At 74.9% G+C, this 25,193-nt stretch carries 17 protein-coding genes, 1 pseudogene and 1 riboswitch; of the genes and pseudogenes, 14 read left to right on the top strand and 4 right to left on the bottom strand.

Annotated features, from left to right (window positions below; translation table 11 throughout):
• Positions 1–166: 166 nt before the first annotated feature.
• Positions 167–1,057 (top strand): neutral zinc metallopeptidase, encoded by an 891-nt coding sequence (locus ABZX40_RS13985; protein ID WP_355735165.1) that lies wholly within the window; start codon positions 167–169, stop codon positions 1,055–1,057.
• Positions 1,058–1,191: 134 nt separating this feature from the next.
• Entirely contained in the window at positions 1,192–1,605 is a 414-nt protein-coding gene (locus ABZX40_RS13980) for a VOC family protein (protein ID WP_355735162.1), read from the top strand.
• A 65-nt stretch (positions 1,606–1,670) separates the two neighbouring features.
• Here the strand turns inward: ABZX40_RS13980 and ABZX40_RS13975 are convergent, their stop codons facing one another.
• From ABZX40_RS13975 to ABZX40_RS13965, 3 genes are all read right to left on the bottom strand, one after another.
• Positions 1,671–3,332, bottom strand: a complete 1,662-nt coding sequence (locus ABZX40_RS13975) for a hypothetical protein (protein ID WP_355735159.1) — start codon at positions 3,330–3,332, stop codon at positions 1,671–1,673.
• 952 nt (positions 3,333–4,284) lie between these two features.
• On the bottom strand, positions 4,285–5,406 hold the full coding sequence (locus ABZX40_RS13970; protein ID WP_355735156.1) for an alpha/beta hydrolase: 1,122 nt from the start codon (positions 5,404–5,406) through the stop codon (positions 4,285–4,287).
• An 89-nt stretch (positions 5,407–5,495) separates the two neighbouring features.
• Complete coding sequence (locus tag ABZX40_RS13965; RefSeq protein WP_355735154.1) at positions 5,496–6,200, bottom strand: class II aldolase/adducin family protein; 705 nt, start codon at positions 6,198–6,200, stop codon at positions 5,496–5,498.
• A 326-nt stretch (positions 6,201–6,526) separates the two neighbouring features.
• Between ABZX40_RS13965 and ABZX40_RS13960 the strand changes: the two genes are divergently transcribed.
• The 10 genes and pseudogenes from ABZX40_RS13960 to cobI all read left to right on the top strand — a co-directional run bounded on the left by ABZX40_RS13960 (position 6,527) and on the right by cobI (position 21,540).
• The gene (locus ABZX40_RS13960) at positions 6,527–7,207 is read left to right on the top strand and encodes a lysozyme (protein ID WP_355735337.1); all 681 of its coding nucleotides are present in this window, start codon (positions 6,527–6,529) and stop codon (positions 7,205–7,207) included.
• Between the two features lie 310 nt (positions 7,208–7,517).
• Positions 7,518–8,834, top strand: coding sequence for an inorganic phosphate transporter (locus ABZX40_RS13955; protein WP_355735152.1), 1,317 nt, complete (start codon positions 7,518–7,520; stop codon positions 8,832–8,834).
• Positions 8,835–8,892: 58 nt separating this feature from the next.
• Entirely contained in the window at positions 8,893–9,114 is a 222-nt protein-coding gene (locus tag ABZX40_RS13950) for a hypothetical protein (RefSeq protein ID WP_355735149.1), read from the top strand.
• Between the two features lie 280 nt (positions 9,115–9,394).
• Positions 9,395–9,535, top strand: a riboswitch (cobalamin riboswitch).
• 141 nt (positions 9,536–9,676) lie between these two features.
• Positions 9,677–10,585: pseudogene (locus ABZX40_RS13945) on the top strand (cobalamin biosynthesis protein); the annotation flags it as partial.
• A gap of 728 nt (positions 10,586–11,313) precedes the next feature.
• Complete coding sequence (locus ABZX40_RS13940; protein WP_355735146.1) at positions 11,314–12,855, top strand: cobyric acid synthase; 1,542 nt, start codon at positions 11,314–11,316, stop codon at positions 12,853–12,855.
• Entirely contained in the window at positions 12,852–16,580 is a 3,729-nt protein-coding gene (gene cobN / locus ABZX40_RS13935; protein ID WP_355735143.1) for a cobaltochelatase subunit CobN, read from the top strand. Before ABZX40_RS13940 ends, cobN begins: the two co-directional genes overlap by 4 nt.
• Positions 16,577–18,679: a putative cobaltochelatase gene (locus ABZX40_RS13930; protein WP_355735140.1), complete on the top strand. Its 2,103-nt coding sequence runs from the start codon at positions 16,577–16,579 to the stop codon at positions 18,677–18,679. The genes cobN and ABZX40_RS13930 overlap by 4 nt, the downstream gene beginning before the upstream one ends.
• Entirely contained in the window at positions 18,679–19,278 is a 600-nt protein-coding gene (cobO, locus tag ABZX40_RS13925) for a cob(I)yrinic acid a,c-diamide adenosyltransferase (RefSeq protein WP_355735137.1), read from the top strand. Before ABZX40_RS13930 ends, cobO begins: the two co-directional genes overlap by 1 nt.
• Positions 19,279–19,321: 43 nt before the next feature.
• Positions 19,322–20,812 (top strand): cobyrinate a,c-diamide synthase, encoded by a 1,491-nt coding sequence (locus ABZX40_RS13920; RefSeq protein ID WP_355735134.1) that lies wholly within the window; start codon positions 19,322–19,324, stop codon positions 20,810–20,812.
• Positions 20,809–21,540, top strand: coding sequence for a precorrin-2 C(20)-methyltransferase (gene cobI, locus ABZX40_RS13915; protein ID WP_355735131.1), 732 nt, complete (start codon positions 20,809–20,811; stop codon positions 21,538–21,540). The genes ABZX40_RS13920 and cobI overlap by 4 nt, the downstream gene beginning before the upstream one ends.
• 110 nt (positions 21,541–21,650) lie before the next feature.
• Here the strand turns inward: cobI and ABZX40_RS13910 are convergent, their stop codons facing one another.
• Complete coding sequence (locus ABZX40_RS13910) at positions 21,651–22,370, bottom strand: ZIP family metal transporter (protein ID WP_355735128.1); 720 nt, start codon at positions 22,368–22,370, stop codon at positions 21,651–21,653.
• A 110-nt stretch (positions 22,371–22,480) separates the two neighbouring features.
• On the opposite strand from ABZX40_RS13910, the gene cobM reads away from it, so the two are divergent.
• Both cobM and cobJ read left to right on the top strand, forming a co-directional pair.
• Positions 22,481–23,314: a precorrin-4 C(11)-methyltransferase gene (gene cobM, locus ABZX40_RS13905; protein WP_355735125.1), complete on the top strand. Its 834-nt coding sequence runs from the start codon at positions 22,481–22,483 to the stop codon at positions 23,312–23,314.
• Between the two features lie 79 nt (positions 23,315–23,393).
• Entirely contained in the window at positions 23,394–25,181 is a 1,788-nt protein-coding gene (gene cobJ / locus ABZX40_RS13900; protein WP_355735122.1) for a precorrin-3B C(17)-methyltransferase, read from the top strand.
• Positions 25,182–25,193 lie beyond the last annotated feature (12 nt).

The raw sequence follows: 25,193 nt of genomic DNA, 5'->3' as shown, positions 1-25,193 counted from the left end.
GGTCGGCCGCGGATCAGGCGCAGAGCGTAGCCGCGCGGATGGACGGCGGGGCGGGACACGGCCGGGGGCGGGCGGGGCGTCGCCCGTTCGGCCCTTCGCTCGGGCCCGGGGCGCGGGGGCGGGTCAGGATGGCCGCAGGGGGACGGCGTAGGCGGAGGGTGCCGGCATGCAGTTCGACGACGACGCGCGTCTGGACACCTCCGAGGTGCAGGACCGGCGCGGCAGCCGGGTCCCGGGCGGGCGGGCGACCATCGGCGGCGGTGTCGCGGGGCTGGTCGCGCTGCTGCTGGGGCTGTTCTTCGGGGTCGGTCCCGAGCAACTCGGACTGTCCTCGGGGGACTCCTCGCCGGCGGCGACCTCGTCGACGCTGGCGCAGGTGCAGCAGACCTGCCGGACCGGGCAGGACGCCAACACCAAGGAGGACTGCCGGATCGTGGCGGTCGTCAACAGCGTCCAGGACTTCTGGGCCGGGGAGTTCGAGCGGCGCGGCGGCCGGTACACCCGCTCCCCCACGGTGTTCTTCTCCGGGCGGGTCGCCACCGGGTGCGGCACGGCGACCTCGGCGGTCGGGCCGTTCTACTGCCCCGCCGACCAGAAGGTCTATCTCGACCTCGGCTTCTTCGACGAGCTGCGCACGACGTTCGGTTCGTCGGGCGGACCGTTCGCACAGGCGTATGTGGTGGCGCACGAGTACGGGCATCATGTCCAGGATCTGCTGGGCACGCTGAGCCGGGCGCAGGACGGGCGGACCGGCGCGGACAGCAACGCGGTGAAGGTGGAGCTCCAGGCCGACTGCTACGCCGGGGTGTGGGCGCACCACGCGACGACGACACCCGACGAGTCGACCGGGCGGCCACTGATCACCAGCCTCACGGACGCCGACATCCGGGACGGGCTGGACGCGGCGGCGGCGGTCGGCGACGACCGCGTCCAGCAGCGCTACCAGGGGCGGGTGACGCCGGAGAACTGGACGCACGGGTCCGCGCGGCAGCGGCAGGACTGGTTCCACGAGGGGTACCGGACCGGCGACATGGCGCGGTGCAACACCTTCCGGTGAGGTGGGCGCGAGGGGTCGTGGCCGGTCTCGGGGGCCGTTGTCAGTGGTGGGTGCGAGACTGAATTCACGTCGGACCCGGCGGGACCGGGCGGGTCCGGGGTGGCCGGGCAGGGCTTCACTAAGGAGTGATCGGCATGGCAGGCACGAGCGGCGGGCGGCCCAGCATCTATCCGACATTGCTGTACGCGGACGCGAAGGCGGCGGTCCGGCAGCTCACCGAGGCCCTCGGTTTCACGGAACTGGCGCTGTACGAGGGCGAGGACGGCGTGGTGACGCACGCCGAGCTGGTGCAGGGCAACGGCGCGGTGATGATCGGCTCGAAGGGCCGCGGCGGGGTGTTCGACACGGCGATGAAGGACGCGGGCGCGGTCGGGGTGTACGTCGTGGTGGACGATGTCGACGCCCACCACCAGTGGGCCGAGGACCACGGCGTGGAGATCCTGATGCCCCCGACCGACCAGGACTACGGCTCCCGGGACTATCTGGCCCGGGACGTCGAGGGCAATCTCTGGAGTTTCGGCAGCTACGCACCGGCGATATCCGGCTGACCCTGGCCGACCCTGTTCCCCGACCCCCTTCCCGGCTCTCGTCCCCGGCGGGGTCGCGGGCGGGGTCAGCGGCCTCCGGTGTGCACCTGGAAGGCCGCCCGGCGGACGGCCTTGGCCAGTGCCGGGTCGGGGTGGGCGGCGGCCAGCGCGACCAGGACCTGCACGGTGCGCGGATGGCCGACGGCCCGCACCTCGTCCAGCAGCGCGGGCACGGTCGGCTGCACGGCGGACTCCAGATGCCGTACCAGCAGCGGGGCCTCGCCGTGGTCGGCGACGGCGGCGGCGGTGTCGACCCACAGCCAGGTGGCCTCCTCGCGGGTCAGTACCTCATGGGCGTCCTCGGGGTCGGCGCCGTCGTGCTCGGCGAGCCAGAGCAGGGCGTAGGGGCGCAGGGTCGGCTCCTCGGCCACCGCGCGCACCCCGGGCTCGGCGGGGGCGCCGACGACCCGCAGCGCCTCGAAGGCGAGGCTGCGCAGCAGGGCGTCCTCGCCCCGGGCGGCGTCCAGGAGTTCGGTGACGGCGCTGCCGACGGGGCGGGCGGCGAGCCAGGCGCGGTACTCGGCGCGGGCGGCGTTCGGGCGGAGCTGGGAGCAGCCGCGCAGCATGTCCTCGGCGGCGGCCTCGATGTTCCCGGCGGGGCTCTGCGCGGCCACGCAGATCTGCTCCAGCTTGACCCAGACCGCCCAGCTGCCGAGCGGGGTGAGGGTGGCCTGGGCATCGCCGTAGGTGAGGGCGCCGACGGAGGCGAGGGCGTGCAGGGCCCAGTCCAGGAGCGGGGCGAGCGCGGTGTCGTCGGCGGCGACGGGCGGCACGGGCTCGGGCCGGGGGCCGTAGGGGATCTCGCAGCGTTCGGTGCGCAGTTCGCCGACCCGCTGCTGGAGCAGGTCCAGGAGTTGGGCGACGGGTACGGGACCGGCGGAGAGCTGGAGGAAGGAGAGCACCTGGGGCATGGCCGAGACGACCTCGGCGACCGCGGCGGGCTCATGGCCGTCGGGCTCGGGGTGGGCGAGCGACCAGGCGTCGAACAGGGCGACCCAGCCGCGCAGTACGGCGCTGTCGTCCCGGTGCCAGGCGCGGAGCCGCCAGCCGGGGCGGGCGACCCCGCCGTGCACCTCGACCAGACCGGCGAGGCGGGCGGTGTCCCAGTCGGCGCGGACCTGAGCGGGGGTCAGGCCCAGTTCGGCGGCGGCCTGTTCGGCGGTGGGGGCGGACATGGTGGCTCTGCCGTCGGCGGGGCGGTCCGGGGAGGGGGGTGAGGCCGGGGGTGGGGTCGGGGTCGAGGCCGGGGCCGGGGTTGGGCCAACGGTGGGCTGTGCGGTGGCCGTCGGGGCGTTGGCCTCCGGGGCGGGCGCGGTCGGGGTGTTCGTGTCCGGGGTGCTCGCGGTCGCTCCGTCCGCCGTGGGGGCGTTCGCGGCCGGTTCCTCCGTGGTCGACCCGGGCACGGTCGAGCGGGGAGGGGTCGGGCCGGGCGCGGTCGGGGCGTCGGCGGTCGGGGCGGGCGCCTTGGCCCCGTTCCCCACGGCACTGATCGGGCGGTCGCCCGCGGGTGGGGCGGCGAGGGGCCCGGCGGCGGTCGCGGGGGGTGGGGCGGCGAGGGGCCCGGCGGCGGCCGCGGGGGGTGTGGCGGTGGGCCCGACGCCGGTGAGCGCGGTGTTCTTGCCCGGCAGGGGCGCCGTCTCGGCCCAGCGGGCCACGCGGGCGGCGCCGGCCAGCAGGGAGCGTGCCATTCTGGCCAGTTCCGAGGGGGCCGGAGTGCCCTCCGGCGGCCGGGGCGCGGGGCGGCGCGAGCGCCGCTGGTTCATCGCTCGGGGGGCGGCGGCCAGGGGTCGCGGGCGGACGAGTCGAAGCCTGGAGTCGCGCGGGATACGGGACGTCACGGGTGCAGTCTTCCGGTTGACGGTCCGAAAACCCAAACGGAATGCCAGGAAGGGCCTCGGGGAGGGGCGGTGCCGGGGGCCGGGGACGGGAGCCTGGGGGTCGGATCAGGCCAGGGGACGGGGGCGAAGCGGAACCGGTGGGGGTGGGGAGAAGGGGGCGGGTCCCCCGCCCTTCCGGAGGGGATGGGGACGGCCGATGGGAACCTGTGGGTTTTGGGGGGAACGGGGGGCTCCGAGGGCAACCTGTGGGCTTTGGGGGGGACGGGGTTTCCGGGAGAAGGAGGGTCTCCCGGGGGGATGGGGGGCCGGGGGGACGGGTCTCCGGGGGGGAGGAGGAAGACGGGGTCTCCGGCGGGAGCAGCGGGCCTCCGGAGGGAATGGGGGGCCAGGCTTCCGGAGGGCACGGGTGGGGCCCGGACGGGGGGCTTCCGGGCCGCCGGAGGGTACGGGTGGCCCTCGGACGGCGGCTTCCAGGCACGTGGGAGGGAACGGGCGGGGCTCGGAGGGGGGCCTCCAGGCCGCCGGAGGGAACGGGGGGCCGCCGGACGGAGACTTCCAAGCACGCCGGAGAGCACGGGTGGCCCCCGGACGGAGGCTTCCAGGCACGCGGGAGGGAACGGGCGGGGCCCGGAGGGGGGCCTCCAGGCCGCCGGAGAGCACGGGGGGCCGCCGGACGGAGACTTCCAGGTAGCCGGAGAGCACGGGTGGCCCCCGGACGGGGGCTTCCAGGCAGGTGGAGGGCATGGGTGGCCCCGGACGGCACGGGCCGCCTCCGGAGGGGAAGGGGGGTGGTGCCCCCGTCTCACATCAGCGGGGTCAGGAAGCGGCGTAGGGCTTCCTCGTATGGGTCGGGGGACGGGTTCCACTGGGCGGCGTGGGGGGCGTCCGGGACCTCGTGGAGGGTGACCAGGGCGGGGTGGCGGGCGGCGAAGCGGCGGGAGAGGGTCCAGGGGGCCACCTCGTCACCGGGGCCGTGGAGGATCAGCGCGGGGACGGTGAGGGGGGAGGCGGCGGTGGGGTCGGGGGCGGGGTGCAGGCCGGTGCGGCCCTGGGCGGCGCGGACGGCGAGCGGGAGCAGGGCGCCCGGGGTGCGGCGGGCCTTGGCCAGCGCCTTGAGGGTGGTCTGCCAGTCGAGCACCGGGGAGTCCAGGATCAGGCCGGCGATCCGGTCCCGTACCGGGGAGTGGGTGGCGGCGCGCAGGGCCATGGTGGCGCCGGTGGACCAGCCGAGGAGGACGACCTGGCGGGCGCCGTGGGCGACGGCGTGGCGGATCGCGGCGTCCAGGTCGCGCCACTCGGTCTGGCCCAGATGGTTCAGGCCGTCCGGGGGACGGGGGGCGCCGAGGTCGCCGCGGTAGGCGAGGGCGAGGACGGGGAGGCGCTGGCCGTGCAGGAAGCCCATGAGGTTCATGGCGTGTTCCCGGGTGGTGCCCAGGCCGTGCACGGCGATCACCCAGGTGTCGCGGGCGCCGGGGACGAACCAGGCGGGGAGGGTGCCGAGTTCGCCGGGGATCTCGACGTCGGTGTGGTCGAGGCCGAGGGCGCCGCGGGGGTCGCCGACGTAGAGGTTGGGGGTGAGCCAGACGTGGTCGCCGGGGGTGAGGGTGCCGTGGGTGACGCGTTCCAGACGGCGGACGACGGTGTCGGCGCTGGGGGCGGCGGCGGTGAGGGCGGCGCCGACGACGGCGTGGGTGCCATCACCGGCGAGGCCGTAGGTGCCGGGGCGCAGGGAGGCCAGTTGCCGGGTGAGGGTGATCCGGCCGGCCGCGGTGGCGTGCACGGTGAGCCGGGGTTCGGTCGGCAGGGGGCGGCCGGGCGGCGCCTTCAGCGCGGCGTCGCTGGCGAGCCGTCCGGCGGCGACGCTCGCGGCGCCGGCCGCCAATGCCACGGTGACGGCAGTGGCCGCCGCTCTGACAGTGCGCACGGGTCCAGTGTCCTGGGCCGGGTCGATCCCGGCCAGTGGAGCGGGGAGAGGAACGGGGAGAGGAGATGGGGGGAGGGTCAGAGTCAGGGTCAGGTGGGGGGCTGGCCGTAGTCGCGTAGTCGTGCTGTGACCTCGGTGAGCTGCTCGGGGGTGAGCAGGGTGGGGGTCAGGCCCGGGACGGCGGAGGCGGTGAGCCAGAGGCGGCACATCCATTCGAGCTGGGCGGTGCGGTCGTACGCCTGGGTGAGGGTGGTGCCGTGGGTGAGGGTGCCGTGGTTCTGGAGGAGGCAGGCGGAGCGGTCGGTGAGGGCGCGGAGCATGTTCTCGGCCAGTTCCTCGGTGCCGTAGGTCGCGTAGGGGGCGACGCGGACGGGGCCGCCCAGGGCGGCGGTCATGTAGTGGATGACGGGGAGTTCCGGGACGAGGGTGGAGACGGCCGTGGCGTGGACGGCGTGGGTGTGGACGATCGCGCGGGCGTCGGTGGTGCGGTACACGGCGAGGTGCATCGGGAGTTCGCTGGTCGGGGCGAGGGTGCCGTGGGTGCGGCGGCCGGTGAGGTCGACGCCGGTGAGGTCGGCGGGGCCGAGCCGGTCGTAGGGCACGCCGGAGGGGGTGACGAGGACGGTGTCGCCGACGCGGACGGAGACATTGCCGGAGGTGCCGACGACGAGGCCGTCGGTCACGCTGCGGCGGGCGGTGTCGACGAGATCCCGCCAGGCCGCGGGGAGGGCGGACGGGTCGGTGGTGCGGGGCGCGGGAGAGGGGTGCCGGTCGTCGTTTCGCTGCTCGGGCATGGCGTGATCCTCGCAGCCGGGAGGCGGGGGCGGTGTCCGGCGTCCCCCCTGCCAGGAGGCGGGCGGGGTGTCCGGCGTTCGAGGGGGGTTCGCGGGGCGTTCGAAGGGGGTCCGGGCGGGTTTCCGGCGGTGATCGACGATCTTGATCTAGGGTCGGGGCGATTTGTCGCGCAGGTCACTTCTCACCCCGCCGCACCAGCCGTCGGTCGCCGCCGCTCTCCGGGAGAAGCATCGCCATGACTCGGGTCCTCGATCGCGCTCCGTCCCGTCCGTTCCCCCGCCGGTCGCGCGGGCGGGTGCCGGTCGCCGCGCTCGGGGTGCTGGTGATGGCGGGGGTCGCCCTGGGGGAGGTTCCGGCGGTCGCGGCGGGCGGGACCAAGGGGCATGACGTCTCCTCGCACCAGAGGGAGGTGGACTGGCGGGCGGCGCGGGCGAAGGGGGCGCGGTTCGTGTATGTGAAAGCGAGCGAGTCGACGTCGTACCGCAATCCGTACTTCCGGGGGCAGTACGACGGGGCGCGGGAGGCCGGGCTGGTCCGGGGGGCGTACCACTTCGCGCTGCCGGACCGTTCCTCGGGCGCGGCGCAGGCCGGGTACTTCGTCCGTGGCGGTGGGGGCTGGCGGGCGGACGGGTGGACGCTGCCGTCGGCGCTGGACATCGAGGGGAATCCGTACGACGGGAAGCGGCCGTGCTACGGGTTGAGCGCGGCGCGGATGGTTGGCTGGATCAGATCGTTCAGCGATGAGGTGGAACGGCTCACCGGGCGCCGTCCGGTGATCTACACCTCGGCGCGGTGGTGGAACGCCTGCACCGGGCGCAGTACCGCGTTCGCGGACGGGCACGCGCTCTGGGTGGCCCGGTACGGGACGAGGAGCGCCGGGGAGCTGCCCGCGGGGTGGTCGCGGTGGACGTTCTGGCAGCACGACGACCGGGGTGGGCTGCCGGGTGACCAGAATCTCTTCGCCGGGTCGGTGGAGGGGCTGCGGGAGTTCGCCCGGGGCGGGTGAGACCGGCGCCGGACGCGCGAGGGCGAGGCGCCGGACGCGTGGCGGCCAGGCGCCGGGCGCGCGGGGGCCAGGCGCCCCACGGCCCGTCGAGCCACCGCGGGTGGGCACCGGACGGACAGCGGACGGACAGCGGACGGACACCGGGGCGGGCGGCTGGGCGGGCGGCCGGTGGACGCCCTGGCCCGTGTCACAGGAAACGGAATGCCAACCCCCCGTCACATACACCCTGACGCCCCCCTTAGTTCACCATTCGTTCATCTGGGTTACCTACGTTCATCCGGCCGATGACCTCGAACGAATGCCTGGGTAAATGGAAAGCTTCTCGCTGATCCTCGCGATTGTGGTGGTCACCGCACTCGCGTTCGATTTCACGAACGGTTTCCACGACACCGCGAACGCGATGGCCACCACCATCTCGACCGGTGCCATGAGACCCAAGGCCGCGGTGGCGATGTCCGCCGTCCTGAACCTGGTGGGCGCCTTCCTCTCCGTGGAGGTCGCCAACACCATCTCCAAAGGGCTCGTCGACGAGTCCGGTATCCAGCCCGAGGTCATCTTCGCGGCGCTGGTCGGCGCGATCCTGTGGAATCTGCTGACCTGGCTGGTGGGCCTGCCGTCCTCCTCCTCGCACGCGCTGATGGGCGGTCTGATCGGCGCGGCCATCGCCTCCGCCGGGCTCGGCGCGGTGCACGGCGACGTACTGATCACCAAGGTGCTGATCCCCGCGATCGCCGCGCCGCTGGTCGCCGGGCTCGCGGCGATGTTCGCCACCCGGCTGACGTACTCGCTCGGCAAGAAGTCCGCCGGGAGCCGGTCGTCCGCCAAGGGCTACCGGGCCGGGCAGATCGCGTCCGCCGGTCTGGTCTCGCTGGCGCACGGCACCAACGACGCGCAGAAGACCATGGGCATCATCACCCTCGCCCTGGTCGCCGGTGGCGCCCTCGCCCCCGACTCCGACCCTCCCACCTGGGTGATCGTCTCCGCCGGTGTGGCCATCGCGCTCGGCACCTACCTCGGCGGCTGGCGCATCATCCGCACCATGGGCAAGGGCCTGACCGACCTCCAGCCGCAGCAGGGCTTCGCCGCCCAGACCAGCGCCGCCACGGTCATCCTGGCCTCCTCGCACCTCGGCTTCTCGCTCTCCACCACCCACTCCGTGTCCGGCGCGGTGATGGGCGCGGGGCTGGGCCGCAAGGGCGGGGTGGTCCGCTGGTCCACGGCCACCCGGATGTTCGTCGCCTGGGGGCTGACGCTGCCGGCCGCCGCCGTGGTCGGCGCGCTCGCCGAGTGGGTGTGCCGCTTCGGCGCCTGGGGCACCGGCCTCGTCGCCGTCTTCCTGATCGCCTCCAGCGCCTGGATCTGGAAGCTGTCCCGCCGCGAGGTCGTCGACCACACCAACGTCAATGACTCCGACGGTGACGGCGGCTCCGCCGCGGGCGCCGGTGGGGGCGGTCCCGATGAGGCGCCCGGTGTGGTCACCGCCGCCGTCGCCGCCGTGACGCCGCCGCCGACCGTGGCCGCGGAGGAGGCCGCGGGCGCCATCCCGGCCCAGCAGGGCGGCACGCCCGCCGCCGGCTCCGCCTCTGGTACCGGTCCCGATCCGGCCGCGCCCAAGGCCACCGTCTGAGCGGCGCCGTCCGTCGCCCTCCCCCTCCCCCCTCCACGACACTCAAGGACACAGCAGCATGGAAATCGACTGGGCGGCCCTCGGCTCCGTCTTCGGAGTCAGCCTCGTGGTCACCGTGGCCCTCGTCGGCCTGTTCACCCTCGGCATCAGCGGGCTGGCACGCCATGAGCGCGCGGCCGACAGCGGCGGGGGCGCGACGCTCGCGGTCACCGGCGCGTACGCCTGCTTCGCGGCGTGCCTGGGGGCCGTGGCGTACGGGATCTATCTGATCGTCGCCTGACACCCGCGCCGGGACGGGGCGGTCCGGGCCGGGGCGGTCCGTTCGGCGCGGGTGCGCCTGCGCGGTGGCGGGCCCGTCCGATCGTCGACCGACCCGCGTGCAGCGGTCGGCCCGCGCGCAACGGCGTGCCCGCGGGCGCGCGTTCGTCCCGCACACCCCCCACGAGGGCGGGTACCGGACCCAGGGACCTGGGTTCCGTACCCGCCCTCGTGGTGTGCGCGACGGTCGCTGTGTGGAGCTGAGCACACTCTCCTGTCGCAGGTCAGCGGCAGGTTGACGGTTTCTCCGGCCCCGTGGTGGACTGCCGGGGCCAACTACGGCGACACGAGAGGAAGCCGGTGCGAATCCGGCGCGGTCCCGCCACTGTCACCGGGGTAGAACCCCCCGGGAGCCAGGAACTCTCACCGCCGCTTCGTCGAACCAGGGCGCGGACACCCTGAGTGAGGACATGTCGCCATGCTCGGCTGCCGATCGAGGCTCGCCACCGGACCTGGACACGGATCCGGACCCGGAACCGGGACCCCGCTCCCCCTGACTTCCGCCTCCGCGGCCGGCTGAGCCGATGTCCGCCGAACGCGACTTCGCGTACGGCGCCGCCGCCGGACTCCTCGGTGACCTGCTCCTCGGCGATCCCCGCCGCGGGCATCCGGTCGCCGTGTTCGGACGGGCGGCGGGCGCCGTGGAACGACTGCTGTGGCGCGACCACCGGGGGTGGGGCGCGCTGCACACCGCCGTGTGCGTGGGCGGCGCCACCGCCCTGGGCCTGGCGGCGACCCGCGCGGTACGGTCCTCCGCCGCCGCCTCCGTCCTGCTGACCGGCGCCGCCACCTGGGCCGTGGTCGGCGGGACCTCGCTGGGGCGGGAGGCTCGGGCGATCGGGCGCGCGCTGGAGCGCGGGGACGTGGCCGGGGCGCGGGCGCGGTTGCCGCATCTGTGCGGGCGGGACCCGCAGGCGCTGGACGCCGACGGGATCGCGCGGGCCGTCGTGGAGTCCGTGGCCGAGAACACCTCCGACGCGGTGGTGGGGGCGCTGGTGTGGGGGGCCGTGGCGGGGGTGCCGGGGCTGCTGGGATTCCGGGCGGTGAACACTCTGGACGCGATGGTGGGTCACCGGTCGCGGCGGTACCGGCGCTTCGGATGGGCGTCCGCGCGGCTCGACGATGTGGCGGGCTGGCCGGGGGCACGGCTGACGGCCGCGCTGACCGTCGTCGCCGGAGGTGATCCGCGAGGGGCCTGGCGGGCCTGGCGCGAGGACGCCGACCGGCATCCGAGCCCCAACGCCGGGGTCGTGGAGGCGGCGTTCGCGGGCGCGCTCGGTGTGCGACTCGGCGGGACCCTGTCGTACGCGGGCCGGGTCGAGCGGCGCCCGGTGCTGAACGGGACGGGGCGGGCGGTGACGGTCGCGGATGTCGAGCGGGCGGTACGGGTGTCGCGGCGGGTGCAGTGGCTGGCGCTGGGGGTGAGCGTGGCGGGGGCGACTTGGCGGACGTGGGGGCGGGGGCCTGCCGGCGGGGGCGGGGGGTTGGCGAAGGCCGGGTTGGCGAAGCTGGGGTTGGCGAAGGCGGGGCTGGGGAACCGGGGGTCGCAGAACCCGGGGTTGGCGGAGCGCGGGTCGCGGAACCCGGGGGCGCGGAGCCTGGAGTCGCCGAAGCCGGGGGCGCGGAACCCGAGGACGCGGAGCCTGGAGTCGCAGAGCCTGGACTCGGCGAAGCCGGAGTCGCAGAACCCGAGGACGCAGAACCTGGACTCGCCGAGCCCGGGGTCGCCGAACCCGGGATCACAACACCCGAAGCTGCCGAAGGCCGGCTCGCACATCCCGGAGTCGCCCAACCCCAGGCCACAGAACCCGGAGTCGCCGAAGCCTGGGTCGCAGAACCCGAGATCACAACACCCAGAGCTGCCCAAGCCCGACTCGCACACCCCCAAGCCGCCCAACCCCAAGCCGCACACCCCGAAAACACACACCCCGAAGCCGCCCACCCCCAGATCACAGCACCCGGCGCCCCCCACCCCCAAGCCGCGAAACTCCACCTCACGCACCCCGGCGCCGCCAAACCCCACCTCACCCCACGCCACCTCAACCCACCCCACCTCACACCACCCCACCCGACCTCACCCCACCTCACCCCACCCAAAATCACCCCACCCCACCCCCCACCCCCCATCACCCGCCGCCTCCCCCCGCCCCGGACCTCTCCGATGACCGGCCACGCCCTGCTCGTCGCCGGTACCACCTCCGACGCCGGGAAGAGTGTTGTCACCGCCGGGATCTGCCGGTGGCTGGTGCGGCAGGGGGTGAAGGTCGCGCCCTTCAAGGCGCAGAACATGTCGCTGAACTCGTTCGTGACCCGCGAGGGCGCGGAGATCGGGCGGGCGCAGGCCATGCAGGCGCAGGCGTGCCGTATCGAGCCCACGGCGGCCATGAACCCCGTGCTGCTGAAACCCGGCGGTGACCGGAGCAGCCAGGTCGTGCTGATGGGGCGGCCGGTGGGCGAGATGAGCGCCCGGGGCTATCACGGCGGACGCCGCGAGGCGCTGCTCGGGACGGTGCTGGAGTGCCTCGCCGAGTTGCGGGCGAGCCATGACGTCGTGGTGTGCGAGGGCGCCGGGAGTCCCGCCGAGATCAATCTGCGGCACAACGACATCGTCAACATGGGCCTCGCCCGCCACGCCCGTCTCCCCGTACTGGTCGTCGGGGACATCGACCGGGGCGGGGTGTTCGCCTCGTTCTTCGGGACCGTCGCGCTGCTGTCGCCGCAGGACCAGGCGCTGGTGGCCGGGTTCCTGGTGAACAAGTTCCGCGGCGATGTGTCGCTGCTGGAACCCGGCCTCGACATGCTCGCCTCGCTCACCGGGCGCCCCACCTACGGCGTGCTGCCGTTCCGGCACGGGCTCGGCATCGATGAGGAGGACGGGATGGGGGTGCCCCCGCGCGAGCGCGGCCGGGTACAAGGGGGTGTCGGCGGCATCGGCGGTGAGTCCATGGCCGGCCCGCCCGTCGGGGCCGAGGTGCTGCGGGTCGCGGTCTGCGCGGTGCCGCTGATGTCCAACTTCACCGATGTCGACGCGCTGGCCGCCGAACCCGGGGTCGTGGTGCGGTTCGTGGACCGGCCGGAGGAACTGGCCGACGCCGATCTGGTCGTCGTACCCGGCACCCGGGGGACGGTCGGGGCGCTGGCGTGGCTGCGGGAGCGGGGGCTCGCCGCGGCGCTCCTGGAGCGGGCCGCGGCCGGGCTGCCGGTCCTCGGGATCTGCGGGGGCTTCCAGTTGCTCGGGGAGCACATCCAGGACGATGTGGAGAGCCGGGCCGGGTCGGTCGACGGGCTCGGGCTGCTCCCCGTACGGGTGCGGTTCGCGCGGGACAAGACGCTGGCCCGGCCCGTCGGCGAGGCCCTCGGGGAGCGGGTCGAGGGGTACGAGATCCATCACGGTGTCGCCGATGTCCTCGGTGGCGAACCGTTTCTCGACGGGTGCCGGGCCGGTCGGACCTGGGGCACCCACTGGCACGGCTCGCTGGAGTCGGACGGCTTCCGGCGGGCGTTTCTGCGCGAGGTGGCCGCCGCCTCCGGGCGCCGGTTCGTGCCCGCCCCCGACACCTCCTTCGCCGGGCTGCGCGAGGAGCGGCTCGACCGGCTCGGCGATCTGATCGAACAGCACGCGGACACCGACGCACTCCGGCGGCTCATCGAGTCCGGCGCGCCGCAAGGACTGCCCTTCATCCCACCGGGAGCGCCCGCATGACCACTGGCACCACGCACAGCTCCGCCGGCACCACCCTGCTGCTGCTCTCCACCGCCGACACCGATCTGCTCGCCGCCCGCGCCGCCCCCGGCGTCACCTACCGGATCGGCAACCCCACCCGGGTGGACGCCGCCGGGCTGCCCGCGCTGCTGGCCGGGGCGGACATCGCCGTCGTCCGGCTGCTGGGCGGGAAGCGGGCCTGGGAGGACGGGCTGGCCGCGCTGAAGGCGTCCGGGATCCCGACCGTGCTGCTGGGCGGGGAGACCGTGCCGGACGCGGAGCTGATGGCCGAGTCGTCGGTGCCGGCCGGGGTGGTCGCGCAGGCGCTGCGCTATCTGGTCGAGGGCGGGCCCGGGAACCTCGCGGAGCTGGCCCGGTTCCTGTCGGACACGGTCCTGCTGACCGGCGAGGGCTTCGAGGAGCCGCGCCCGATGCCCGAGTACGGCGTCCGGGGCGAGCGGGTCGTGGAGGAGGGGCGGCCGACCGTCGGGGTGCTGTTCTACCGGGCCCATGAGCTGAGCGGCAACACCGGCTTCGTGGACACGCTGTGCGAGGCGATCGAGGCGCGCGGCGCCAACGCACTGCCGGTGTACTGCGGTTCGCTGCGCGGCGCGGACGCCGGGCTGTACGAGTTGCTCGGGCGGGCCGACGCGCTGGTGGCGACCGTGCTGGCGGCCGGGGGCGCGCACGCCGCCGGTGCGTCGGCGGGCGGCGACGACCAGGCGTGGGACATCGGGGCGCTGGCCGCGCTGGACATCCCGGTGCTCCAAGGGCTGTGCCTGACCTCGTCCAGGGCGGCGTGGGAGGGCTCGGACGCCGCGCTGTCCCCGATGGACGCGGCGATGCAGGTCGCCATCCCGGAGTTCGACGGGCGGCTGATCACGGTGCCGTTCTCCTTCAAGGAGCAGGGCCCGGACGAGGTCGCGGTGTACGTGGCGGACCGGGAGCGGGCCGGGCGGGTGGCCGGGATCGCCGTACGGCACGCGCGGCTGCGGTACACGCCGAACGCGGAGAAGCGGATCGCGCTGGTGTTCACCGCGTATCCGACCAAGCACTCGCGGGTCGGGAACGCGGTGGGGCTGGACACGCCCGCGTCGGCGGTGCGGGTGCTGGACGCGCTGCGGGACGCCGGGTACGGGGTGAGCGGGTATCCGGCCGGGGGCGACGAGCTGATCCACCGGCTGATCGCGGCGGGCGGGCACGACGTGGAGTGGCTGACGGAGGATCAGCTCGCCGCGGCGCCCGCGCGGGTGCCGCTGGCCGACTACACGGCGTGGTTCGAGACGCTGGACCCGGCGCTGCGGGACGCCATGAGGCAGGCGTGGGGCGAGCCGCCGGGGTCGCTGTACGTGGACGGCGACGACATCGTGCTCGCCTCGCTGCGGTTCGGGAACGTCGTGGTGATGATCCAGCCGCCGCGCGGCTTCGGCGAGAACCCGATCGCGATCTACCACGACCCGGACATGCCGCCGTCCCACCACTATCTGGCGGCCTACCGCTGGCTGGAGAACACCTTCGGCGCGGACGCAGTCGTGCACATGGGCAAGCACGGCACGCTGGAGTGGCTGCCGGGCAAGGGGCTCGGGCTGAGCGGCGGCTGCGCGCCGGACGCGGTGCTCGGCGAACTCCCCCTGGTCTATCCGTTCATCGTCAACGACCCCGGCGAGGGCACCCAGGCCAAGCGGCGCGGCCATGCCACCGTGGTGGACCATCTCGTCCCGCCGATGGCCCGCGCCGACACCTACGGCGATCTCGCCAAGCTGGAGCAGCTGCTCGACGAGTACGCGCTGGTCTCCGATCTGGACCCGGTGAAGGCACCGGCGGTGCGGGCGCAGATCTGGACCCTGGTCAAGGCCGCCGAGCTGCACCACGACCTGCAGGTGGACGAGCAGCCGGAGGAGGACGACTTCGACGCGTTCGTCATGCACATCGACGGCTATCTCTGCGAGATCAAGGATGTGCAGATCCGCGACGGGCTGCACATCCTGGGCGGCGGCCCGGTCGGTGAGGCCCGGGTGAACCTGGTGCTGGCGGTGCTGCGGGCGTCCCAGGTGTGGGGCGGGCGGGCCGACGCGCTGCCGGGGCTGCGGGCGTCGTTCGCCGCGCACTTCGGGCTGAGCGAGAAGGAACTGCTGGCCGGTCCGGGCGCCCCGGTGAAGGTGCCGGACGGGCTGACCGGCCTGGTGGACGGGCCCGCCCGGACCGCCGCCGACGCGATCGATCTGCTGGAGCGGCTGTGCCGGCGGGTCGCGGAGGGCATGGAGGAGCGCGGCTGGGACGCGGCGGTGAGCGCGGCCCTGGTCCGGGAGGTCCTCGGCGGCGACGAGCCGCCGGACGCCGAGGCGGTGCTGCGGTTCGCCTGCGCGGAGGTCGTCCCGAGGCTCGCGCGGACGACGGACGAGATCGGGAACGTCCTGCACGCCCTGGACGGCGGCTATGTGCCGGCCGGGCCGTCCGGCTCCCCCACCCGGGGTCTGGTCAATGTCCTGCCGACCGGCCGGAACTTCTACTCGGTCGATCCCAAGGCCATCCCGTCCCGGCTGAGCTGGGAGGTCGGGCAGGCCCTCGCCGACTCGCTGGTCCAGCGGTACCTGGCCGACCACGGGGAGTACCCGGCGTCGGTCGGGCTGACCGTGTGGGGCACCTCCGCGATGCGCACCCAGGGCGACGACATCGCCGAGATCCTGGCGCTGCTGGGCTGCCGCCCGGTGTGGGACGACGCCTCGCGGCGGGTGACCGGCTTCGAGGTGGTCGACCCGGCGGAACTGGGGCGTCCGCGCATCGATGTCACGGTCCGGATCTCCGGCTTCTTCCGGGACGCGTTCCCGCATGTGGTCGCCCTGATCGACGACGCGGTGCGGACGGTGGCCGAGCTGGACGAGGCGCCCGAGGTGAACCACGTCCGGGCGCACGCCGACGCCGACACCGCCGCGCACGGCGACCGGCGGCGGGCCACGGCCCGGATCTTCGGCTCCAAGCCGGGCGCCTACGGGGCCGGGCTGCTCCCCCTGATCGACGCCCGCAACTGGCGCTCGGACGCGGACCTCGCCGAGGTCTACGCGGTGTGGGGCGGCTACGCCTACGGGCGGGGCCTGGACGGACGGGCGGCCCGGGGGGACATGGAGACGGCGTTCCGGCGGATCGCGGTGGCGGCGAAGAACATCGATACGAGAGAACACGATCTCGTCGACGCCGACGACTACTTCCAGTACCACGGCGGCATGGTCGCCATGGTCCGGCATCTGACCGGCGCGAGCCCGCAGGCGTACGTCGGTGACTCGGCCGTCCCGGACCAGGTGAAGACGCGCACGCTGGGCGAGGAGACGCACCGGGTGTTCCGCGCGCGGGTGGTGAACCCGCGCTGGATGGCGGCGATGCGGCGGCACGGCTACAAGGGCGCCTTCGAGATGGCCGCGACCGTGGACTATCTCTTCGGGTACGACGCCACGGCCGGGGTGGTGGACGACTGGATGTACGAGAAGCTCGCGTCCGAGTATGTGTTCGCGCCGGAGAACCAGGACTTCATGAGGAAGTCCAACCCCTGGGCGCTGCGCGGGATCACCGAACGGCTGCTGGAGGCGGCCGACCGGGGGCTGTGGGCGGAGCCGGACGCGGACACGCTGGAGCGGCTGCGGGCCACGTATCTGGAGCTGGAGGGCGACCTGGAAGGCGCCTCGGCGGACGACGACATGGAGGGCGAGGACATGGAGGGCGAGGACAAGTGAGCATCCCGTTTCCGTTCACGGCCGTGGTCGGCCAGGACGATCTGCGGCTGGCGCTGCTGCTGAACGCGGTCTCCCCGGCGGTCGGCGGGGTCCTGGTGCGCGGCGAGAAGGGCACCGCCAAGTCGACCGCCGTACGGGCGCTGTCGGCGCTGCTGCCCGAGGTGCGGGTGGTGGCCGGGTGCCGCTTCTCGTGCGATCCGGGGGCGCCGGACCCGGACTGCCCGGACGGCCCGCACGAGGCCGGGGCCGGGCAGACGCGGCCGTCGCGGATGGTGGAGCTGCCGGTCGGGGCGTCCGAGGACCGGCTCGTCGGCGCCCTCGACATCGAACGGGCCCTCGCCGAGGGCGTCAAGAGCTTCGAGCCGGGCCTCCTGGCCCAGGCCCACCGCGGGATCCTCTACGTCGACGAGGTCAACCTCCTCCACGACCATCTGGTCGATCTGCTGCTGGACGCCGCCGCGATGGGCGCCTCCTATGTGGAGCGCGAGGGCGTGTCGGTGCGGCACGCGGCCCGCTTCCTGCTGGTCGGCACCATGAACCCGGAGGAGGGCGAACTGCGCCCCCAGCTCCTGGACCGGTTCGGCCTCACCGTCGAGGTCACCGCCTCGCGGGAGCCCGACCAGCGCGTCGAGGTCGTCCGCCGCCGACTGGCCTACGACGACGGTCCCGCCGCCTTCGCCGCCCGGTGGGCCGACGAGGAGACCGCCGTACGGGCGCGGATCGTGGCGGCGCGGGAGCTGCTGGGGTCGGTGCGGCTGGGCGACGGGGCGCTGCGGCAGATCGCGGCGACCTGCGCGGCGTTCGAGGTGGACGGGATGCGGGCGGACATCGTGATGGCCCGCACCGCGACCGCGCTGGCGGCCTGGGCCGGACGGACGGACGTGCTCGCGGAGGACGTCCGGCAGGCGGCGCTGCTGGCGCTGCCGCACCGGCGCCGCCGCAACCCGTTCGACGCGCCGGGCCTGGACGAGGACCGGCTCGACCGGACGCTGGAGGAGTTCGCCGGGGACCCGGACGGCTCCGACGACAGCACCGACGACCACTCCCGTGGCCCCAAGGACGACGACCCCGGCCCGGACGGGCCCGGTGGCGGCGGGCAGCGGCCGGACGCGGGCGGGGACGGAGACGGGGACGACGGCGGTGGCGCGGGGGCGCCGCCCGAGGCCGGGGACGCGGGGGACGGCGGGCAGCCGGTTCCGTCCGGCGGCGGGGAGCAGTCCCCCGTACGGGCCGCGGAGCCGTTCCGGACGAAGGTGCTGAGCGTGCCCGGGATCGGGGAGGGCGCCACGGGGCGGCGTTCGCGGGCCCGGACCGAGCACGGGCGGACGACCGGGGCGCGGCGGCCCGAGGGCACGCTGACCAAGCTGCATCTGGCGGCGACGGTCCGGGCGGCGGCCCCGCACCAGCGGGCGCGCGGGCGGTCCGGGCCGGGGCTGGTGGTGCGGCGGGACGATCTGCGGCAGGCGCGGCGCGAGGGGCGCGAGGGCAATCTCGTGCTGTTCGTGGTGGACGCCTCCGGGTCGATGGCGGCCCGGCAGCGGATGGGCGCGGTGAAGGGGGCGGTGCTGTCGCTGCTGCTGGACGCGTACCAGCGGCGGGACAAGGTGGGGCTGGTGACCTTCCGGGGGTCGGCGGCGGAGGTGGCGCTGCCGCCGACGTCGTCGGTGGACGCCGCCGCCGCGCGGCTGGAGTCGCTGCCGACCGGGGGGCGGACGCCGCTCGCGGCCGGGCTGCTGCGGGCGCACGAGGTGCTGCGGGTGGAGCGGCTGCGGGATCCGGCGCGGCGGGCGCTGGTCGTGGTGGTGACGGACGGCCGGGCGACCGGCGGACCGCCCGAGCCGGTGGCTCACGCGGGGCGCGCGGCGCGGCTGTTCGCGGCGGACGGGGTGGCGTCGGTGGTGGTGGACTGCGAGTCCGGGCCGGTGCGGCTGGGGCTGGCCGGGCGGCTGGCCGGTGAGCTGGCGGGGACCGCGGTCACGCTGGACGAGCTGCGGGCCGAGTCGATCGCCGGGCTGGTCAGGGATGTGCAGGGCGTACGGGGTGCGCAGGGCGGGCAGGGCGTGCAAGGCATGCAGAACGTATCCGGGAGGGCCGCGTAGTGCCGCAGGGACAGCCGAGTGTCGTACCCGAGGACGGGCTGACGACCCGTCAGCGCCGGAACCGGCCGCTGGTCGTCGTCCACACGGGCGTCGGCAAGGGGAAGTCCACCGCCGCGTTCGGGCTCGCGCTGCGGGCCTGGAACCAGGGGTGGCCGATCGGGGTGTTCCAGTTCGTGAAGTCCGCGAAGTGGAAGGTCGGCGAGGAGCGGGCGCTGCGGGTGCTCGGGGACTCCGGGGAGGGTGGTTCCGTCGCCTGGCACAAGATGGGCGAGGGCTGGTCCTGGGTGCAGCGCGACGCCCAGGTGGACAACGAGGAGAAGGCCCGGGAGGGCTGGGAGCAGGTCAAACGGGATCTGGCGGCGCAGACGTACCGGCTGTACGTGCTGGACGAGTTCGCCTATCCGATGCACTGGGGGTGGGTGGACCCCGAGGAGGTGGTCGCCGTGCTCCGGGAGCGCCCCGGGCAGCAGCATGTGGTGATCACCGGCCGCAACGCGCCGGAGGCGCTTCTCGCGTACGCCGATCTCGTCACCGACATGTCCAAGGTGAAGCATCCGATGGACGCGGGGCAGAAGGGGCAGCGGGGGATCGAGTGGTGAGGGAGGAGCCGGGGAGGTGTGGGGCTTGCGAGGGGTGCGGGGCGTGAACCCCTCCGTTCCGCGGGCGGGCGTTCCCCTGGCGTCCGTGCCCCGGCTGGTGATCGCCGCGCCCTCGTCGGGGTGCGGGAAGACCACCGTCGCCACCGGGCTGATGGCCGCGTTCGCCGCGCGGGGGCTCGCCGTGTCCGGGCACAAGGTGGGGCCGGACTACATCGACCCCGGCTACCACGCGCTCGCCACCGGGCGGCCGGGGCGCAATCTCGACGCGTATCTGTGCGGGCCGGAGCTGATCGGGCCGCTGTTCCTGCACGGGTCGCGGGGGTGTGATGTGGCCGTGGTCGAAGGGGTGATGGGGCTCTTCGACGGGGCCGCCGGGCAGGGTGAACTGGCGTCGACCGCGCACGTGGCGAAGCTGCTGCGGGCGCCGGTGGTGCTGGTGGTGGACGCGTCGGCGCAGTCGCGGTCGGTGGCGGCGCTGGTGCACGGGTTCGTGACCTGGGACCCCGAGGTGCGGATCGGGGGCGTGATCCTCAACAAGGTGGGGTCCGACCGGCACGAGGAGCTGTTGCGGGAGGCGCTGGAGGCGGTGGGGGTGCCGGTGCTGGGGGTGGTGCGGCGGGCGCCGGAGGCGGTGGGGACGCCGTCCCGGCATCTGGGGCTGGTGCCGGTGGCGGAGCGGCGGGCGGAGGCCGTGGCGGCGGTGGCGGAGATGGGGGCGCGGGTCGGGGCGGGGTGCGATCTGGAGGGGTTGCTGCGGCTCGCCCGGGGGGCGGGGGAGTTGGGGGGTGGGGGGTGGGACGCGGGGGAGGCTGTGAGGGGTGAGGCGGTAGGGGGTGTGGTTGCAGGGGGTGTGGTTGCAGGGGGTTCGGTCCTGGGCGGGCCTCGTCCTCGGACGCCGGACGGGCTGACAAGTGGCGGTGGCGGTCGGCGGCGGCCCGTCGTCGCCGTCGCCGGTGGGGCCGCGTTCACCTTCTCCTATGCCGAGCACACCGAGCTGCTGGGGGCGGCCGGGGCCGAGGTCGTCGTCTTCGATCCGCTGCGGGACGAGCGGCTGCCGGAGGGGACCTCGGGGCTGGTCGTCGGGGGCGGGTTTCCCGAGGTGTTCGCCGGGGAGCTGGCCGCCAACGAGCCGCTGCGCAAGGACATCGGGGTGCTCGCGGAGCGCGGCGCGCCCGTCGCCGCCGAGTGCGCCGGGCTCCTCTATCTCTGCCGGGAACTGGACGGGCGGCCGATGTGCGGGGTGCTGGACGCCTCGGCCCGGATGACCGGCCGGCTCACCCTCGGGTACCGGGAGGCCGTGGCCGTCGGCGACAGTGTGCTGGCCGCCGCCGGGACGCGGATGCGCGGCCACGAGTTCCACCGGACCGCCGTCGAACCCGGCGCCGGGGACTCCCCCGCCTGGGGGCTGCGGACGCCCACGCCCCGTGCCGAGGGGTTCGTCCGGCTCGGGGTGCACGCGAGTTATCTGCACACCCACTGGGCGTCGGCGCCCGGTGTGGCCCGTCGGTTCGTCGAAAGGTGCCGGACGTCATGAGCAGCACGCTGATCGGGGTGGGGGTCGGACCGGGTGACCCGGAGCTGGTGACCGTGAAGGGCGTCAACGCGCTGCGCGGCGCCGATGTGGTCGTCGTCCCGGTGATGGACACCGGGGAGCGCGGGCGGGCGGAGGCGACCGTGCTGCACCACATCGGCGCGGAGAAGGTCGTCCGGGTGGTGTTCGCGCTCAACGAGCGGACCGACCGGGGGCGGCGCGAGGCCGCCTGGGACGACGCGGGGCGGCAGGTCGCCGCGCTGCTCGCCGAGCACGCCCGGGTGGCGTTCGCGACGATCGGCGACCCGAATGTGTACTCCACCTTCACCTATCTCGCGCAGACCGTCACCGCGCTGATGCCGGGGACGGTGGTGGAGACCGTGCCCGGGATCACCGCCATGCAGGACCTCGCCGCCCGGTCGGGGGCGGTGCTCACCGAGGGGACCGAGCCGCTGACGCTGGTCCCGGTGACCGCGGGGACCGGGGTCCTCAAGGACGCGCTGAACGGGCCGGGGACGGTCGTCGCCTACAAGTTCGGGCGGCAGGCCGCCGAGGTGGTCGAGGCGCTGCGGGACAGCGGGCGGATCGAGGGCGCGGTGTGGGGGTCGGCGCTGGGCCTGGACGGCGAGTCGATCCGGCCGGCGGGTGAGCTGGACGGGACTCCGCTGCCGTATCTCTCCACGCTGATCGCGCCCGCGCGGCGGGACGGCGGGCGGGGCGGGAAGTTGTGACGGGGGGTGCGGGGGGTGCGGGCGGTGAGGGGAGCGGGGACGGCTGGGGTGCCCGGCCGGGTGCGCGTGCGTGCTCCGATACGCGTGCCCCCTCCGGCGCGCGGGCCCGTTCACTCCCCCGCCAGCCCCACCACCAGCCAGATGAAGCCCGCCCCGGCGATCGTGCACAGCAGGGTCGGGCCCGCGGGGTGCTTGTGGTGGGCCTCGGGGAGGATCTCCGCCGCCGCGAGATAGAGCAGGGCGCCGCCGAACAGGCCGAGATAGCCGCCCAGCACCGGGAGCGGGAGGGTGAAGAGCAGGGTCGAGGCGGCGCCCAGCACGGGGGCCGCCGCGTCGGCGACCAGCAGGACGACGGCCTTGCGGCGGGCGTTGCCGTAGAGGGTCGCGAGGGTGAAGGTGTTGAAGCCGTCCGCGAAGTCATGGGCGATCACCGCGACCGCGACGGCCAGCCCCATGCCCTCGCCGACCTGGAACGCGGCGCCGATCGCGACCCCGTCCATCGCGCTGTGGCCGACCATGGCCGCGGCGGCGGTGAGCCCCACCTCGGGGGTGCGGGCATGCTCGTCACCGCCGTGCGCGGCGGCCAGCAGCCGTTCGACCAGATGGGCGAGGAGGAACCCGGCGACGAACAGCAGCAGCGCCGCCGGTACGCCGAACACCTCCCGGCCCGCCGCCTCCAGCGCCTCCGGCAGCAGATCCAGGCCCACCACACCCAGCATCAGCCCGCCGGCCAGGCCCAGCACCAGGTGACGGCGGTCCGTCACCCGCTGCGCGGTCCAGCCACCGGCCAGCGTCATCAGGAACGCGCCGAGCGCGACGAACACCGCCATGTGCCCTTGCTATCGGACCCGGCGGCCCCGGCACGGTTACGACGCCCCCGACACCCTCGCTCCCCCACCTTTTGATCATCCGCCCGCCCGTACGAGAGGAACCCGAACCCATGCCCGACGCCGAGGCGGTCGCTGTCCCCGCCGGCAAGGTGACCTTCGTCGGGGCCGGTCCCGGCGCCGCCGATCTGCTGACGTTCCGTGCCGCGCGGGCCATCGCCGAGGCGGACGTGGTGATCTGGGCGGCGAGCCTGGTGCAGGCCGAGGTGCTGGAGCACGCCCGGGACGGGGCGGAGATCCTGGACTCGGCTGTGCTGTCGCTGGAGGACGTCGTCGCCGTCTACGAGCGGGCGCGGCGGGACGGGCTGCGGGTGGCGCGCATCCACTCCGGCGACCCGGCGCTGTGGGGCGGTACGCAGGAGCAGGCCGACCGGTGCGCGGAGATCGGGATCGATGTGGAGATCGTGCCCGGCGTCTCGTCCTTCTCGGCGGTCGCCGCACTGGCCGGGCGGGAGCTGACCATCCCCGAGGTGGCGCAGTCGGTGATCCTGACCCGCCTCGGCGGCGGCAAGACGCCGATGCCGCCCGGCGAGGAGGTACGGGAGTTCGCCCGGCACGGGACGACCATGGCGCTGTTCCTGTCGGCGGCGCGCAGCGGCCAGCTGGTGCGGGAGCTGCTGGAGGGGGGCTACCCGGGGGACACTCCGGTCGTGGTGGCGTACCAGGCGACCTGGCCGGAGGAGCTGATCGTGAGGTGCACGATCGCCACGCTGGAGGAGACCGTCAAGGAGCACAGGCTCTGGAAGCACACGTTGTTCCTGGTCGGCCCCGCCCTCGACGCCCGCGGCACCCGCTCGCACCTCTACCACCCCGGTCACTTCCACGGCCATCGCCGGGCCGACCCGGAGGCGAGACGCGCGCTGCGCGAGCGGGGCGCGAGCACGTGATCACGACTGTGAGGACGGGGATGGAGATGGGAACAGGGACGGGGATGGGCATGGGGTTCGAGAGGGAAGAGGTCGAGCGGTGATCGGGCTTGTTTCGGCGACGGCGGCGGGGGCGGTGGCGCGGGACCGGCTGGCCGGTGCGTGGCCCGGCCGGACCCGGGTGTACGAGGGTCCCGTCGGGGACGCGGTGCGGGCCGCGTTCGCCGAGTGCGAGCGGGTGGTGTGCTTTCTGGCCACCGGGGCGGTGGTGCGGCTGATCGCGCCGCTGCTGTCGGACAAGGGGTCCGATCCGGGCGTGGTCTGTGTGGACGAGGGCGGGCGGTTCGCCGTCGCCCTGGTCGGCGGGCACGGCGGGGGCGCGAACGCGCTGGCCGCCGAGGTCGCCGGGGTGCTGGGCGCGGAGCCGGTGGTGACCACGGCGACGGACGCCGTCGGCATGGCCGGGCTGGACACGCTGGGCCTGCCGGTCGAGGGCGATGTGGCGGCGGTGTCGCGCGCGCTGCTGGACGGGGAGCGGGTGGTGCTGCGGACGGAGACTGCGTGGCCGCTGCCGGCGCTGCCGGTCTCCGTGACGGCGCCGGTGGCGGCGACGGGAGCGGCGACGGGAGCGGCGACGGGAGCGTACGTGCTGCGGGTGTCGGACCGGGTCGTGGCGCCCGGTGAATCCGGTGAGTCCGGCGGCTCCGGTGAACCCGGCGGCTCCGGTGGCTCCGGTGGTGGTGAGGTGGTGCTGCGACCGCCGACGCTGGTCGTCGGGGTGGGTGCCTCCCGGAACGCCCCGGCCGCGGAGATCGTCGCGCTGGTTCAGGACGCGCTGCGGGAGGCGGGGCTGTCGGCGCGCAGCGTCGGCCGGTTCGCGACCGTGGACGCCAAGGCGGAGGAGCCCGGGATCGTGGCGGCGGCCGGGCGGTTCGGGGTGCCGCTGGTCACCTACCCCGCGGACACCCTCGCGGCGATCGACGTCCCGAACCCGTCCGACGCGCCGCTCGCCGCCGTCGGCACCCCCTCCGTCGCCGAGGCGGCGGCGCTGGCCGGGGGCGGTGAACTGGTCGTGCCGAAGCGGAAGTCGGCGATGGCGACCTGCGCGGTGGTCCGGCGACCGGGGCGGGGGCGGCTCGCGGTCGTCGGGCTCGGTCCGGGCGCACGGGACCTGCTCACCCCGCGCGCCACGGCCGAACTGCGCCGCGCCTCCGTGGTCGTGGGGCTGGATCAGTACGTGGCACAGATCCGGGATCTGCTGCGGCCGGGCACACGGGTACTGGAGTCGGGGCTCGGGGCCGAGGAGGAACGGGCCCGGACCGCCGTCGAGGAGGCCCGGCGGGGGCGGGCGGTCGCGCTGATCGGCAGCGGCGACGCCGGGGTGTACGCGATGGCGTCACCGGCGCTCGCGGAGGCCGGGGACGACATCGACGTCGTCGGGGTGCCCGGGGTGACCGCCGCGCTGGCGGCCGGGGCGCTGCTGGGGGCGCCGCTGGGGCACGACCATGTCTCGATCAGCCTGTCGGATCTGCACACGCCGTGGGAGGTCATCGAGCGGCGGGTCCGGGCGGCGGCGGAGGCGGACCTGGTGGTGACGTTCTACAACCCGCGCAGCCGGGGCCGGGACTGGCAGCTCCCGAAGGCGCTCGGCCTGCTCGCCGGGCACCGGGCGGCGACGACGCCGGTGGGGGTCGTCCGCAATGCCTCCCGGCCGGACGAGTCGGTGCGGCTGACGACCCTGGCGGCGCTGGATCCGGCGGGCGTCGACATGATGACCGTCGTCGTGGTCGGCAACACGGCCAGCCGGGAGATCGCGGGGCGGATGGTGACGCCCCGGGGGTATCGGTGGCAGGAGGGGCGGGGGGCGCCGGCAAATCGCGTCACGTAGCCTCCGTACCGC

The sequence above is a fragment of the Streptomyces sp. NPDC004610 genome (genome assembly GCF_040609715.1).
Classification (GTDB): domain Bacteria; phylum Actinomycetota; class Actinomycetes; order Streptomycetales; family Streptomycetaceae; genus Streptomyces.
The sequence above is the reverse complement of the archived record's forward strand: the minus strand, read 5'-3'. Positions and strand labels throughout refer to the sequence as shown.

Excerpts from the sequence above, each read along its gene's own strand:
- ABZX40_RS13985 (WP_355735165.1), top strand. The coding sequence starts at position 167 with ATGCAGTTCGACGACGACGCGCGTCTGGACACCTCCGAGGTGCAGGAC.
- ABZX40_RS13980 (WP_355735162.1), top strand. The coding sequence starts at position 1,192 with ATGGCAGGCACGAGCGGCGGGCGGCCCAGCATCTATCCGACATTGCTG.
- ABZX40_RS13975 (WP_355735159.1), bottom strand. The coding sequence starts at position 3,332 with ATGGCACGCTCCCTGCTGGCCGGCGCCGCCCGCGTGGCCCGCTGGGCC.
- ABZX40_RS13965 (WP_355735154.1), bottom strand. The coding sequence starts at position 6,200 with ATGCCCGAGCAGCGAAACGACGACCGGCACCCCTCTCCCGCGCCCCGC.
- ABZX40_RS13960 (WP_355735337.1), top strand. The coding sequence starts at position 6,527 with ATGGCGGGGGTCGCCCTGGGGGAGGTTCCGGCGGTCGCGGCGGGCGGG.
- ABZX40_RS13955 (WP_355735152.1), top strand. The coding sequence starts at position 7,518 with ATGGAAAGCTTCTCGCTGATCCTCGCGATTGTGGTGGTCACCGCACTC.
- ABZX40_RS13950 (WP_355735149.1), top strand. The coding sequence starts at position 8,893 with ATGGAAATCGACTGGGCGGCCCTCGGCTCCGTCTTCGGAGTCAGCCTC.
- ABZX40_RS13940 (WP_355735146.1), top strand. The coding sequence starts at position 11,314 with ATGACCGGCCACGCCCTGCTCGTCGCCGGTACCACCTCCGACGCCGGG.
- cobN (WP_355735143.1), top strand. The coding sequence starts at position 12,852 with ATGACCACTGGCACCACGCACAGCTCCGCCGGCACCACCCTGCTGCTG.
- cobI (WP_355735131.1), top strand. The coding sequence starts at position 20,809 with ATGAGCAGCACGCTGATCGGGGTGGGGGTCGGACCGGGTGACCCGGAG.
- ABZX40_RS13910 (WP_355735128.1), bottom strand. The coding sequence starts at position 22,370 with ATGGCGGTGTTCGTCGCGCTCGGCGCGTTCCTGATGACGCTGGCCGGT.
- cobM (WP_355735125.1), top strand. The coding sequence starts at position 22,481 with ATGCCCGACGCCGAGGCGGTCGCTGTCCCCGCCGGCAAGGTGACCTTC.